Raw genomic sequence first — 13421 nt, 5'->3', positions numbered from 1 at the left:
GCGGCTCACGCACCCTGATCGCCGCGCCGGGAGTCGTCCTCCAGCGCCTCGACCGCGTCGAGCAGACCCCGCAGGCCGATCTCCTCGCGCTCGGCGTCCGTCGGATCGAAGAGCCATTCGGTGACCGGCAGTTCGGCGGCCTCCTCCGGACGGCTCGCCTCGATCAGGGTCACCTCCTCCTCGACCTCGATCTGGAGTTCGTACAAGAAGCCGTCGTCGCCGCTCGGAGCGCTCATGATTCCTCCATACGTGGCTTGGGTGTGCGGTCAAGGCGACCGGAAGTGAAGACGGGTGGCTACTGGGCGGCGCTCTGCTCGAGCCAGTCGCGGTAGCGGATCTTGCCCAGGGTCGCGCCCTCACCCGGCACCAGCGTCCGCTCGCCCGGCACGCTGCCGTAGTAGCGCGCCTGCGGGTCGGCGACCACCGTGCGCGGGTCGCCCCACGCGGCCAGGGCGTCGCGGAAGAACTCATCCATCCGTGACTGCTCGGGCCCGGCCACCTCGGCCCGGCCGTTCAGTGGCTGCCCCACCGCGACCCGGCCGACCGCCTGCGCGACCTCTTCACCCGCGATGGGCTGGAACCGCACGGGCGCGATCCGTACCTGGTCGCCGTCCGTGGACTGGTCCGCGATGCTCCGGATGAACTGGAAGAACTGGGTCGCGTGCACGAGCGAGAACGGGATCCCCGACTTCTCGATCAGCTGCTCCTGAGCGATCTTCGCCGCGAAGTAGTCGTTCTCCGGCATCCGCTCCGTCCCCACCACCGACAGCGCGACATGATGCCCGACCCCGGCGGCCGCCTCGGCGGCGAGCAGGTTGCGGGTGGAGGTCTCGAAGAACTCCATCACCGCGGCCCGCTCGAACGACGGCGAGTTCGACACGTCGATCACCACCTGCGCGCCCGCCAGCACCTCCGCCAGCCCTTCACCGGTGAGCGTGTTGACGCCGGTGCTCGGCGCCGCCGCCACCGCCTCGTGACCGTGCTCACCCAGCTTCGCCACCACGTTCGATCCGATGAGGCCAGTACCGCCGACCACGACGACCTTCATGGCACAGCCCTTTCCGTCCGCCGGGGCACCCATGTGCCAACCGGTCCGCCAGCTAAGACAGGGCAGCCTCCGGCCTTGTGACAGCTCCGGCGAAATTTCTTTTCTCGGGCCGCGGGTGACGCCGTCCGTACGTCGCTACTCCACGAGTTTTCCGACGCTGGAGACCTCGCGCATGAGCGCCGCGACCTCGGCGGGAATCGGCGGGATGGCCTCCCTCTCCACCGATCCGGGACCGGACCACACCAGGTTGACCTGCAGCGAGGGGTCGAGTTCTGGGTAGTCGGAGCGGTTGTGGCAGCCGCGGGTCTCGCGACGCTCCAGCGCGGTCTCGACCGTCGCGCGGGCGGCGAGCGCGGCGGACTTCAGGTCGAAGGCGTGGGCCAGGTCCTGGAAGCCGGCGATGTCCGGATGTACCCCGACGTCGGCGATGCGCGCCTCCACCGCGGCGAGTTCGGCGAGACCCTTCCGCAGGCCGCCCTCGTCACGTACCACGCCGGCATGCTCCGTCATGATGTCGCGGAGGGCTCGCTGCAGCGCGCGTACGTTCTCGGGGCCGTCCGCGGCGAGGAGTTCGTCCACCTCCGCCCGTGCCGCGTCGAGCGCCTCGGCCGAGCGGCGCTGGGCGTCGAGGCCCGCGGAGTACTCGGCCGCCGCCTGGCCGACGATGCGGCCGAAGACGAGGAGCTCGATGAGGGAGTTGCCGCCGAGGCGGTTGGCGCCGTGCAGGCCGCTGGCCGCCTCCCCGATCGCGTACAGGCCGTCGACGCCCGTGCCATGGTCTTCGGGTCGCACCCAGACCCCGCCCATCGAGTAGTGCGCGGTCGGCGCGATCTCGATCGGCTCCTTGGTGATGTCGAGCATCTGCAGCTCCAGAAGCGTCTGGTAGACGCGCGGCAACCGGGTCATGATCGTCTCGCGTGGCAGATGCGACACATCCAGCCAAACGCCGCCGTTCGGGGTCCCGCGGCCTTCTTTGATCTCTGTGTACGCGGCCAGTGCGACGCGGTCGCGCGTGGACAACTCCATCCGCTCCGGGTCGTACTTGGACATGAACCGCTCGCCGAGCTGGTTGCGCAGGATTCCGCCCTCGCCCCGGGCCGCTTCGGAGACGAGGGTGCCGGCCGCGTTCTCGGGGGCGATGAGACCGGATGGGTGGAACTGCACCAGTTCGGGGTCGCGGATGCGGCAGCCGGCCAGGACGGCGAGGCGGAAGGAGTCGCCGGTGTTCTCGTCCCTCCGGGAGGAGGTGCGCCGCCAGATCCGGGTGTGGCCGCCGGCGGCCAGGATCACCGCGTCGGCATGGATGACGTAACGGCTGCCATCGGTCAGGTCGAACCCGTACGCGCCGAAGACCGCGTTGTCGCGGACGAGAAGGCGGGTGATGTACACGGAGTCGAGGATGGGGACATCGAGCTGCGCCGCGCGGTTGATCAGGGTGCGTTGGATCTCGAGTCCGGTGTAGTCGCCGGCGTAGGCGGTGCGCCGGTAGGTGTGGGCGCCGAAGAAGCGCTGCGAGATTCGCCCGTCCTGTTCGCGGGCGAACGGCATGCCGTAATGCTGGAGGTCCTCGATGCCGCGTGCCGCCCCCTCGGTGACGATTTTCACCGTCTCCGGGTTGGCCAGGAGATAGCTCTCTTTGAGGGTGTCCGCCGCGTGCTGTTGCCAGGTGTCCTCGGGGTCCATCGTGGCGAGCGCCGCGTTGATGCCGCCCGCCGCGAGCGAGGTGTGCGCGTCCGCCTTCGGCCGTTTGCCCACCGCGAGGACGCCGACTCCGCGCTCGGCGAGTTCGATGGCGGCCCGCAGGCCGGCTCCTCCCGTTCCGATGACCAGGACGGACGTGGCGATCCGCTTCTCCGGCACGTGCATGGTGCTCCTTTGACCGCATGGATGAAAGCCGTTACGGGAGCAAGACCGGGTAGCGGCGTGATTTGTGACATCCATCGAGGTGCTTCCTCGTCCCTGGCCTGTCCCCCCGCTGCCCAAGAGATAGGCGGCAGGTAATATGCCAGAAATATCCCAAAGCTCGCATTAGCCGACAAAAGGGATGCCGGAGCGGGGGCGATGGCAGTGGCTGATCCTGGAGATCTCGAACAGGCGGCGGCGGTGTTCGTCAGTGTGCGGCCGCGCCTGTTCGGGATCGCGTACCGGATGCTGGGCGCGACCGAAGCCGAGGACCTGGTGCAGGACGTCTGGCTGCGCTGGCAGGCCTACGATCGCGCCACGGTGGGCAGCCCGGGCGGGTTCCTGGCGACGGTGACCATGCGGCTGGCGATCAACGCCGCCCAGTCCGTACGCATGCGCCGCGAGACCTGCGCCGGCCCGTGGCTGCCCGAACCCGTCGACACCGGCGCGGACCCGTACCTCGGTGCCGAGCGCGGTGAGGTCCTGGAGTTCGCGGTGCTGCTGCTCCTGGAGCGGCTCACGCCCACCGAACGGGCGGCGTACATGCTGCGCGAGGCCTTCGACTACCCCTACCGGCAGATCGCCGACATCATCCGGCTCAGCGAGCCGGCCGTACGCCAGCTGGTCAGCAGGGCCCGCAAACACCTGCTCGTCGAACGCCGCACCCCCGTGGCCAGGGCCGAACAACGCAGACTGCTGACCGCCTTCGTCACCGCCGCCCGCTCCGGCGATCTGACCGCGCTGGAAGCGCTCCTCACCGCGGCCTGGTCGAGCACGAACGGGCGGTCTGCTTCACGAGTCGCCAGAGCTGGAAAGCCGCGGGCCCTGGCGACGCGCTCCGGCGCGGGCCCCGACAGCCGCGGCCATGATCGTGACGGCGACCAGCAGCACGCAACCGGCCGCGATGGCCGCGACCACAGCGGCCACGCCGATCCGCGGTGTCGCGAGCGGCATTGACAAGATGAGGGCGACGCAACCCAGGACGGCCGCCGGAGGGATGACGGGCTCGGTGGTGACAAGCGCGTGGACCGCCCACAGCGCGGCGAGATACACAGCGGCGGGGATGGCGACCGCGTAGCCGAGTGCCGGCGGTGACGCCGCGACGCCGCGCCCGCTCTGCTCGACCGCCACTTCGAGCCCGGCGCCGAGTGCCGCCAGGGCGGCGAAGATGCCGTAGTGGCCGTACCCCCACAGGTACGACCGATGACGGCGGTCGCTGAGCCCCTCCCCGGCTTCCACGAGGAAGTAGAGCCACCAAAGAGCGAACAGCAGGACGAGGCCGCACCCGGCGATGACGACCAAGGGCGCCCTGATCTCGCTCGTTGCGAGTGCCCCTTCGACTCCCCGGCTCGCGGCCAGGACGCTCTCACCGAGCAGGATGATCGTGAACAGGCCGTAGCGCTCGGCGATGTGGTGCGGATGCCAGTTGGTGGCCCTGGCCCGCTCCGCCCACAGGGGCACCGCGAGTTCCACGACATCCAGGAGAACGAAGGACAGCAGCCCGGAGAACCAGGGAAAGGCTCCCGTCTGCGCGATCAGGAAGCGAAGCGCCCAGCCCAGTGTCACGAGACTGATGGCGGCGGCGTAGCGCAGCGCGGTGCGGCGGCGCGCCCGGTCTTCGAGACCGGCCCGCAGCCATTGGCCGACGAGCCCGAACCTCATGATGACGTAGCCGAGGGTGACGATCCCGTAGTCGGAGTGATCGGCCGCGGCGGGCACACCGGCGGCGAGGGTCAGCACGCCGGCCATCTGCACCATGGTCAGCAGCCGGTAGGCGACATCGTCGGTGTCGTAGGACGAGGCGAACCAGGTGAAGTTCATCCACGCCCACCAGATCGCGAAGAACACCTGGAGGAACGGGACCAGCCCGGCGAGACCGTGACCGGCGGCGATGCTGTGCGCGAGCTGGGCGGTGACACTGGCGACCGCGACCACGAAGGTGAGGTCGAACAGCAGCTCGAGCTGGCTCGAAGTGCGGTGCGGCTCGTCGATGGGACGAGCGCGCATCCGGACTCGGACTCGGATGATGCTGCCGGGTGATGGCAAGGTCTCGCTCCTGTGGCTGCGCGACGTTCTGGTACGTCGGAAAGACAGAGCAGCGGGCCGATCTGTGACAACCGGTTCTGAACCGTCCGGGCCCCGCAGCGATGACATGGGGACGGAGGCACCCCGTCATGCCGGATGCGATCGCCGTGCTACCCGTCGACGAACGTGACCGTCTCGTCGAGCGGCGCCCGGCCCGTACGGATGTAATCCACCGTGACGTCCTCGAACCCGATCGACATGCCGCAGAAGAGAATGAGCCCCTCCGGAGGCGACACGACCTCAGCGACGGTCTTACGGAACACCGACCAGGCCATCTGCGGGCAACTGTTCAACCCCTCGGCGCGCAACAGCAGCATGACCGTCTGCAAGAACATGCCGAGATCGGCCCACTGAGGCCGGCCCATGTCACGGTCGATGTAGCAGAACAAGGCGGCCGGCGCACCGAACGCCTGCCAGTTGCCGGCGGCGGCCCGCTGCCGCGCCTCCCAATCCCCCCGTGGAATACCGAGCGCGCCGTACCGCTCCTCCCCAAAAGCCGCGCGGCGCTCCTGGTACGGAGACTTCAGCGCAGGCGGGTACATCTCGTACTCCCGCTCATCCCAAGCATCACGCGCCGCCACCCGCTCACCCGCACGCTTCTTCAGCTCGGCCAACGGCTCGCCCGTCACCACATAGGCCCGCCACGGCTGAAGGTTCGATCCGGACGGGGCCCAAGCCGCCGCCGACAACACCCGCTCCAGCACCTCGCGAGGAACAGGCCGATCGATGAACCCCCGCACCGCCCGCCGACTCGTGACCGCCTCATAGACGTCCAAGATCGCCATCTCCGTTCCTGCCCAACGTGTTTACACAATTGACAGTAGAGGAGCGGAAAATGTGACAAGCGGCGGTCAGGAATCACGTCCGGCTTCCAGGCTCGGTCCCCGGGGGATCCATGGCGGTTACAGGTCCGGGATGTCGTGATGGTGGCGTCGGATGTGCGCCGCGAAGGCCCGCATGTATCCGGTCAGAAATTCGGCGGTGGCCGGCACCTGGATGTCGCCCTTGTCGTCGATCAGTCCCTTGCTGAAGTGGATGTAGGCCTCGGGCTGCCCCAGCACCGGGGAGTTGGTGAAGGACAGGATGGTCTTGAGATGCTGCTGTGCGACCGCGGTGGAGATCGGGCCGGGTGAGGTTCCGATGATCGCGGACGGCTTGCCGTTCAGCACATTGGATCCATAGGGCCGGGTCGCCCAGTCGATGGCGTTCTTCAGCGCGCCGGGGATGGACCGGTTGTACTCGGGGGTGACGAACAGGAGGGCGTCGGATGCCTTGATCGCGTCCTTGAACTCCAGGGCCACGGCGGGGTAGTTGGGGTCGTGGTCGTGGCTGTACAGGGGCAACTCGCCGATGGGGATCTCCGTGAGGCGGAGCTCCGGCGGCGCGAGCCGGCTCAAGGCCACAGCGAGCTTCCTGTTGATCGACTTCTGGGACAGGCTCCCGACGATGTAGCCCACGGTGTAGGTCATTGCGTTTCCTCTCGATCTCTTTATGTGCCGACGTCGACATCGACGGTCTGGCCGGTGATGAAGAACGGCGTCCGTGATCCTTGTTCGGCGGACTAACCGTCGACGAACATGACCGTCTCGTCGAGCGGCGCCCGCCCTGTACGGACGTAATCCACCGTGACGTCCTCGAACCCGATGGACATGCCACAGAAGAGGATGAGCCCCTCCTCGGGTGACACGACCTCGGCGACGGTCTTGCGATACATCGACCACGCCATCTGCGGGCAACTGCTCAGGCCCTCGGCGCGCAACAGCAGCATGACGGTCTGCAAGAACATGCCGAGATCGGCCCACTGAGGCCGGCCCATGTCACGGTCGATGTAGCAGAACAGGGCCGCGGGAGCACCGAAGCACTGCCAGTTGTCGGCAGCGGTCCGCTGCCGCGCCTCCCAGTCATCCCGCGCAATACCAAGAGCGCCGTAACGCTCCGCCCCGAAGGCGGATCGGCGCTCATAGTAGGGAGACTTCAGCGCGGGCGGATACGTCTCGTACTCGCGCTCGTCCCAGGGATCACCCGTGGCCACCCGCTCACCCGCACGCTTCTTCAGCTCGGCCAACGGCTCGCCCGTCACCACATAGGCCCGCCACGGCTGCAGATTCGACGCGGACGGGGCCCAAGCCGCCGCCGACAACACTCGCTCCAGCGCCTCCCGAGGAACAGGCCGATCGGTGAACCCCCGCACCGCCCGTCGGCTCCTGACCGCCTCATAGACGTCCAAGATCCCCACCTCCCATATTTGTCTCGATCACGACGGTATCATTCAATACCATTCGATGACAAACGTGTCCGACACAAGTCAAAGCTGGGGTCGCGCCCGAGAGGCCGCGCCTGTACGAGTGGCGGCCACCCCCAGGCCTGGTTCGGTCGGCCGTTGCCGACGTCTACTTCGGGAAGACGCCGCGCGGCACCGCGAAGGGCACGCGGCCGTCACGGGCCCAGGCGCTCAAGTCGTTCGTCTTGTCCCGCTTACGCCTCGTCGCCCGCGGGATAGGCGAACCGGGTCAGCAACTCCCTCAGCTGCTCGGACCCGTCAGACCCCAGGTCGGCGACCAGATGCTCAGCCAGCGGCTCCGCCGCCACATGGGCCGCGTCGAAAAGCTCGACACCCTGCGGAGTGATCTCCACCGCCCGCACCCGCCGATCCCCCGGAACGCTCTTGCGTACGGCCAGCCCCTTACGCTCCAGGTCGTCCACGACCCGCATGATCCCCGCCTTGTCCGTCCCCGTCGCGGCCGCCAGGTCCCGCTGCACCGTGGGCCCGCGGTCGACCAGCACGATCAGCACGGCGAAGTGCCGCAACTCGATGCCGAGCGGCCGGAGCGCCTCTGACATGACCGTGGCCGCGCGCCAGTGCGCCTGACGCAGCAGCAAGCCGAGAGCGAAGGGCGAGGCATCCCCCGGACGGTCGGTCGCACGCGAGGCGGCGGTCCTACGAGGAACATCGGCGCTCATGAGCGCTATATTACCGGCCATCTTTTCATTCGATACCGTAGCAAATGAAATCAATCACGTGCCGACGGTGTGGGCGCTCAGTCCCGTCCGGGTACGGCCATCTCACCGAGCAGGGACCAGTCGTCCTGAGGAACGGTCGCGTTCACGATGCGCGGCGTCTCGGCGAGGTACGGCGGCAGGGTCCGCTGCGCCTGCTTGAAATGCTCGGACTGAACGTGCGCCGCCCCGGCCTCGTCATCACGAAACGCCTCGACCAGCACATACTCGCTCGGATCCGCCACACTGCGCGACCAGTCGAACCACAGGCAGCCAGGTTCGTCGCGGGTCGCCTGGGTGAAGTCGCCGACGATCTCAATGAACCGGTCGGCGTGCTCAGGCAGGACGCGGAACTTCGCGGTAATGAAGATCATGGAGGCCATTTCCTTCGGTGAGCTGCGTACAGGTCGAGGTTAGCGTCAGCCCCTCGCCGAATCGACGTACCCACCAGTGGTCTCCGGCAGACATAAGCGCGAAGGCTCGTACAGTCGGCTGGCGTCAACACACGCATTGACGTCAGCCGGCGGCACGAGCCCGAAGCGACAACCCGCTCAGGAGCCTGACCAGGCGTTACTTCACCAGGCGAACCGTCATCGGATAGCGGAACGGGTTCTCCGAGAGCGCCGAAATGCCACCGGCAATGGACAGCACGACCGCCGCCACCCAAATGACGGGAAGAAGCACGACACCGATAATGGTGAACGGCAGCAGGAACGTCGCCCCCACCACCGTGAGCTGGAAGTTCAGGGCCTCCAACGCGTGCCGCCGAATGTAGGGCGAGGTCTTGCCGCCCGTCAGCAGCAGAATCAACGGCCCGATGACCGGGAACCCCACCAGCGTCAGCAGATGAGCCGCCGAAGCCCCGAGCCGTTCGTTGCTCTCCGGCGACGCCTCGGGGCGAGCCGGCGCGGGCATGGGGCGAATCCTGGGGATGGCACTCGTGCCGTACAGCTCCGCCATGATGGGCATCAGATCACCGTGCGTACGCGCGGTCATGGCGCGCTCCAGACGGTCGTCGAACTCGAGCTTGTCGAAACGCCCCTCCGCGTAAGCCGCCTGAACGTGCTCGACCACGTGCTCACGGTCCTGGTTGGTGACGCGCAGGTGAGCCGGCGGCACCTGTCCCGGGCCCCGGTGTGTGGGTACCCCAGCCATAACAGCCATGCCTCTCCTTAGATTCGTGCAGTCTCCCTCCATACTGACCGCCGCACGTCATCATGGCCATCGGGAGAATCCCCGATGTGTCCCCTAGATCACCCCGACGCGCGTGACCGTTTGGCGGTATAAAAAGGACTCATGAGATGGCGAGACCGCTACGGCATTCGGCGGCTGCGCGGTTCCAAAATCGCGAAGTTCGACCGGGAAGCCACTGACGCCGATATCGAGGCCCTCATCGCCTTCGCCAAATCGCGGCGAGGCGTCGAGTTCTTCGTCGAACCCGAAACCTTCGCGACCGACACCACGGCCGTCGCCGTGGCCGACGACGGCGAGTGGACCCGCCGCCGGGTCGGCTCCCCCGCCGTGATCCACAAGGTCGCCCGCGACCTGGCCCTGCCGGTGTACGACGTTCAGATCATGGGCTACCCACCCCGGATGCGCGCGTACAACGAACGGCGGCGTCGCGAGGAGAACCAGTAGCCGTCACAGCCCCCCGTCATCACGTCTCCACCCGCTCGGCGCCGGCCAGCACGTCACGTACCGAGGACCATCCGGCGAGAGCCTCCCGTACGTCCGTCCGGGTCTCCTCCCGCAGCGCCTGCGTGTGGGCCCGTTCGAGCACGTCGTCCAGGCGCTCGATCCGGCCGCTCGTCGCCGACCGCACCGCCGCCTCCACCATCGCCAGGCTCATCACGTTCTCGTGCACCTCGCCGGACGGCGGCTCCCCGGTCCGGAGCGCCCGCGTGAACACCTGCAAGGCGCCGGCGATCCCGGAGTACGGCGGGCCGGCCGGTTCACCGGCGTCCACCTCGGCGTCGAGGACCGGCTCGTGGTCGCCGTCCCAGAGCGCGGTGCCCTTCTCACCGCTGACCCGCCAGCTCCCGTTCCACGAGGTGATGTCGCCGGGACTGCACCAGCTGCCGTTGTAGACGTACCGGGTCCCGCCGTCCATCTCGAACACCACGGTCGCGTTGGCGTCCCCCGCGAACCAGCTCCACGGCGGGTTGTACGACTGGCAGTACGCCGTCACCGGCTCGGCCCGGAGCAGGAAACGCGCCGAGTCGAAAGCGTGGATCGCCATGTCGACGAGCAGCGGGTACGCCATCAGATCGCGAAACCCGCCGAACCGCTCGGACCGGAAGAACGCCGTGCTCACCGTCCCGATCGCGCCGAGCCGCGCGGTCATCCCCCGCAGCGCGGCGAGCTGCGGGTTCCAGCGGCGGGACTGGCTGACCATGAACAGTTCGCCGGTGACCTCGGCCGCGGCGGCCATGGACAGCGCCCGGCTCACGTTCTCCGCGACCGGTTTCTCACCGAGCACCGGCAGACCGGCGAACAACGCCTCGGTGGTCACCGGGTGGTGCGCCTCCGGAATGGTCACGTTGATCAGCGCCTGGGCGCCGGTCTGCCGGGCGAGGGCGACGGCGTCGGCGCCGACAGGGAGGTCCGGCAGGCCGGCTGAGTCGGCGACCTCCCGGGCCAGCGCCACGTTCAGGTCGGCGATGCCGGTGAGCAGCACCTCTGGCGAGTCGGTGACGGTGGACAGCCAGGCCCGGCCCATGCCGCCGGCGCCGGCGATGACCACGCGGAGCGGATCCGCGGGGCTGGAGGGGATCGTCCGAAAGCTCACTGGAGCGGCCCCGTGTAGCCCTTGCCCTGGAAGAACTCCTCGGTGGCGTACCTCAGGAGCACGGGATGGCTCCGCTCCGGCCGGTCGGTGCGGGCCCAGGCGACGCCGTTCGCGATGACCCGGCGCACGTCCTTGTGGTGGTAGGTGGGGTATGCCTGGTCCCCCGGCCGGAAGTAGAAGATCTTGCCGTGGCCCCGGCGGAACGTGCAGCCGCTGCGGAACACCTCCCCGCCGCTGAACGAGCTGACGAACACGAGCTCGTCCGGTGCCGGGATGTCGAAGAACTCCCCGTACATCTCGTCCTCGTCGATGATCAGCGGGTGCGGCACGCCCTTGGCGATGGGGTGCGTGGGGTCGACCGTCCAGATGAGCTCACGGTCGTGCTCGTCACGCCAGCGCAGGGTGCAACTCGTACCCATGAGCTTGGTGAAGATCTTCGACCAGTGCCCGGAGTGCAGCACGACGAGCCCCATCCCGGACAGCACATGCCGGTGGACACGCTCGACGACCTCGTCGGCCACCTCGTCGTGCGCCGCGTGACCCCACCAGGTGAGCACGTCGGTGTCGGCCAGCACCTCCTCGGTCAGCCCGTGCTCCGGGTCGTCCAGGGTGACGGTACGGACGACGCACCCGTCGGCGAGGTTCTCCTCGATGCCCTCCGCGATCGTTGTGTGCATGCCCTTCGGATAGATCTTCGCCACGTGCTCCTCGATCTGCTCGTGACGGTTCTCGCCCCACACCGTCACACGCAGCGGGCCGGCAGTTCCGTTTGTCATGTCGAACCTTTTCTGCTGGGGGATTTACTTGACCGCGCCTGCCGTCGTGCCCGCGGCGACGTAGCGCTGGGCGACGACGAGCAGGACGATGGCCGGGATGGAGGCGAGCACGGCGGTGGCCATGACCGAGCTCCAGTCGTTCACATATGTCCCGATGTAGGTGTAGAGCCCGAGCGTCACCGGGCGCACATCCTCGGTCGTGGTGAGGGTGAGGGCGAACAGGAAGTCCGCCCAGGAGAAGAGGAAGGTGAACAGGGCAGCGGTGATGAGCGCGTTGCGGCTCATCGGCAGCACGATGGAGACGAACGTCCGGACGTGACCGGCCCCGTCGACCCGGCCGGCCTCCAGGACCGCCCGCGGGATGTTGATCATGAACGCGCGGACGATCAGGATCGCGAACGGGATGCCCGCGGTCGAGTCGGCGAGGATCAGGCCCGGGATCGAGTTGAGCAGTCCCAGGTCGTTGTAGGCGGTGTAGAGCGCGTTCGCGATGACGATCCCCGGGATCATCTGCGAGATCAGGATCCCGAAGAGGAACGCGCCCACGAAGCGGATCTTGAACTGCGCCAGGGCGTAGGCCGCCGGCATCGCGATCAGCAGGCTGAACACGACCGAGCCGAGGGCGACGACCAGGCTCGTGACCAGGTTGCGGCCCTGCTGGCCGAGCGCGGTGGCGTAGCCGTCGAAACTGAAGTCGAACGGCAGCCACGGGGTGCCGACCGCCGAGCCGCCCGGCTGCAACGAGACGTTGACCATCCAATAGATCGGGAACAGCAGAACGGCGAGGATGACGATCCCGGCGACAGTGCTGCCCCAGCCGGCCCGGGTGCGCCTTGTGGTGGTGGTCATGACGGCCTCACTCGTCCACGGCACGCCGGTTGGCGCGCAGATAGAAGATGGCGAACACCAAGGAGATCGCGATCAGGATGTTGCCGAGCGCGGCACCCTGACCGAAGTCGAACTGCTGGAACGACAGGTGGTACGACTGCGTCGCGATGGTCTGGCTGGCGTTGGCCGGCCCGCCGCCGGTCAGCGCCAGGATCACGTCCAGCACCTTGATCGTGTAGACCACGCCGAGCACCAGCACGACGCTCACCACCGGGCGCAGCAACGGCCAGGTCACATATCGGAACCGCTGCCAGCCCCCCGCCCCGTCCAGCGCGGCCGCCTCGTACAGGTCCTCCGGAATGTCCTGGAGCCCGCCGTAGAGGATGGTCAGGTTGAACGGGATGCCGATCCAGATGTTCACCATGATCACCGCCACCAGGGCCAGTGAGGTGCTGGTCAGCCAGCCAGGGTGGTCGCTCGCCACTCCGATGGCGGCCAGGAACCGGTTGAGCGCGCCGTTGTCCTTGTCGAGGATCCACCGCCAGACCGCGCCGGAGGCGATCAGCGGGATCAGCCACGGCAACAGCAGCAACGACCGGAGCACACCGTTGAGTGGAAAGCGGCGCCGGAAGAACATCGCCAGGGCCAGACCGATGACGAACTGCGCGGCGATCGAGCCGGCGGTGAACAGGACGGTGTTCAGCATGGCCTTGCCGAACACCGGGGAGGACACCACCGCGGAGTAGTTGGCGAACCCGACCCACGGCGCCTCGCCGGTGTAGAAGGTGCTCGTCGAGTACTCCTGGAAGGCCATCAAGAAGTTCTTGACGATCGGGTAGCCGAAGAACGCCACCATGTAGACCACGGCCGGGGCCAGGAACAGCACCTGCGCGGCGCGGTTCTGGAAGTGGAGCGAGTGCCAGAAGGGGGGTCGGGCATCGATTCCGTCGTCCGCGACGATGGCCGGCGGTGGTTGATCTGTCTGACGCACCATTGT

Annotated in this window: 15 protein-coding genes and 1 pseudogene; 2 read left to right on the top strand and 14 right to left on the bottom strand. The window is 67.9% G+C overall.

The annotated features are described in order from the left end of the window. Window positions 1-5: 5 nt before the first annotated feature. From AB0C30_RS05865 to AB0C30_RS05855, 3 genes are all read right to left on the bottom strand, one after another. A complete protein-coding gene (locus tag AB0C30_RS05865) occupies window positions 6-236 on the bottom strand; it encodes a hypothetical protein (RefSeq protein ID WP_357940061.1) in 231 nt (76 codons plus the stop codon). A 59-nt stretch (window positions 237-295) separates the two neighbouring features. Beyond that, window positions 296-1048 carry an SDR family oxidoreductase gene (locus AB0C30_RS05860; RefSeq protein ID WP_357940059.1) on the bottom strand — a complete coding sequence of 251 codons (753 nt, stop codon included), beginning with the start codon at window positions 1046-1048 and terminating at the stop codon, window positions 296-298. Window positions 1049-1183: 135 nt separating this feature from the next. Continuing rightward, window positions 1184-2914, bottom strand: coding sequence for an FAD-dependent oxidoreductase (locus AB0C30_RS05855; protein WP_357940057.1), 1731 nt, complete (start codon window positions 2912-2914; stop codon window positions 1184-1186). A 195-nt stretch (window positions 2915-3109) separates the two neighbouring features. On the opposite strand from AB0C30_RS05855, the gene AB0C30_RS05850 reads away from it, so the two are divergent. Continuing rightward, the gene (locus AB0C30_RS05850; protein ID WP_357940055.1) at window positions 3110-3907 is read left to right on the top strand and encodes a sigma-70 family RNA polymerase sigma factor; all 798 of its coding nucleotides are present in this window, start codon (window positions 3110-3112) and stop codon (window positions 3905-3907) included. On the opposite strand, the pseudogene AB0C30_RS05845 reads toward AB0C30_RS05850, so the two are convergent. The 7 genes and pseudogenes from AB0C30_RS05845 to AB0C30_RS05815 form a co-directional block, all read right to left on the bottom strand. Continuing rightward, window positions 3893-4957, bottom strand: a pseudogene (locus AB0C30_RS05845) (low temperature requirement protein A); the annotation flags it as partial. The gene AB0C30_RS05850 and the pseudogene AB0C30_RS05845 sit on opposite strands and share 15 nt — an antisense overlap. 188 nt (window positions 4958-5145) lie before the next feature. Continuing rightward, window positions 5146-5820, bottom strand: a complete 675-nt coding sequence (locus tag AB0C30_RS05840; protein WP_357940053.1) for a nitroreductase — start codon at window positions 5818-5820, stop codon at window positions 5146-5148. A 117-nt stretch (window positions 5821-5937) separates the two neighbouring features. Then, window positions 5938-6504, bottom strand: a complete 567-nt coding sequence (locus AB0C30_RS05835) for an NADPH-dependent FMN reductase (protein ID WP_357940051.1) — start codon at window positions 6502-6504, stop codon at window positions 5938-5940. 92 nt (window positions 6505-6596) lie between these two features. After that, on the bottom strand, window positions 6597-7262 hold the full coding sequence (locus AB0C30_RS05830) for a nitroreductase (RefSeq protein ID WP_357940049.1): 666 nt from the start codon (window positions 7260-7262) through the stop codon (window positions 6597-6599). A gap of 248 nt (window positions 7263-7510) precedes the next feature. Next, a complete protein-coding gene (locus tag AB0C30_RS05825) occupies window positions 7511-7996 on the bottom strand; it encodes a MarR family winged helix-turn-helix transcriptional regulator (RefSeq protein ID WP_357940047.1) in 486 nt (161 codons plus the stop codon). Between the two features lie 77 nt (window positions 7997-8073). Next, window positions 8074-8406, bottom strand: a complete 333-nt coding sequence (locus AB0C30_RS05820; RefSeq protein WP_357940045.1) for a putative quinol monooxygenase — start codon at window positions 8404-8406, stop codon at window positions 8074-8076. Between the two features lie 196 nt (window positions 8407-8602). Then, a complete protein-coding gene (locus AB0C30_RS05815; protein WP_357941458.1) occupies window positions 8603-9187 on the bottom strand; it encodes a DUF1707 and DUF4870 domain-containing protein in 585 nt (194 codons plus the stop codon). Between the two features lie 141 nt (window positions 9188-9328). Here AB0C30_RS05815 and AB0C30_RS05810 point away from each other — a divergent pair, with 141 nt between their 5' ends. Next, a complete protein-coding gene (locus AB0C30_RS05810; protein WP_357940043.1) occupies window positions 9329-9670 on the top strand; it encodes a hypothetical protein in 342 nt (113 codons plus the stop codon). A 19-nt stretch (window positions 9671-9689) separates the two neighbouring features. Here AB0C30_RS05810 and AB0C30_RS05805 read toward each other — a convergent pair whose 3' ends face one another. Genes AB0C30_RS05805 through AB0C30_RS05790 form a run of 4 tightly spaced genes read right to left on the bottom strand, consistent with a single transcriptional unit; the run spans window position 9690 to window position 13418 of the window. Beyond that, a complete protein-coding gene (locus AB0C30_RS05805) occupies window positions 9690-10820 on the bottom strand; it encodes a Gfo/Idh/MocA family oxidoreductase (RefSeq protein ID WP_357940041.1) in 1131 nt (376 codons plus the stop codon). Continuing rightward, window positions 10817-11596 carry a ThuA domain-containing protein gene (locus tag AB0C30_RS05800; protein ID WP_357940039.1) on the bottom strand — a complete coding sequence of 260 codons (780 nt, stop codon included), beginning with the start codon at window positions 11594-11596 and terminating at the stop codon, window positions 10817-10819. Before AB0C30_RS05800 ends, AB0C30_RS05805 begins: the two co-directional genes overlap by 4 nt. A gap of 24 nt (window positions 11597-11620) precedes the next feature. After that, window positions 11621-12445 (bottom strand): carbohydrate ABC transporter permease, encoded by an 825-nt coding sequence (locus AB0C30_RS05795; RefSeq protein ID WP_357940037.1) that lies wholly within the window; start codon window positions 12443-12445, stop codon window positions 11621-11623. A gap of 7 nt (window positions 12446-12452) precedes the next feature. Next, window positions 12453-13418, bottom strand: coding sequence for a sugar ABC transporter permease (locus AB0C30_RS05790; RefSeq protein WP_357940035.1), 966 nt, complete (start codon window positions 13416-13418; stop codon window positions 12453-12455). Between the last annotated feature and the right edge of the window lie 3 nt (window positions 13419-13421).

Source organism: Nonomuraea sp. NPDC048901 (assembly GCF_040649695.1).
Classification (GTDB): Bacteria; Actinomycetota; Actinomycetes; order Streptosporangiales; family Streptosporangiaceae; genus Nonomuraea.
This window is presented reverse-complemented; position numbering and strand designations above follow the sequence as displayed.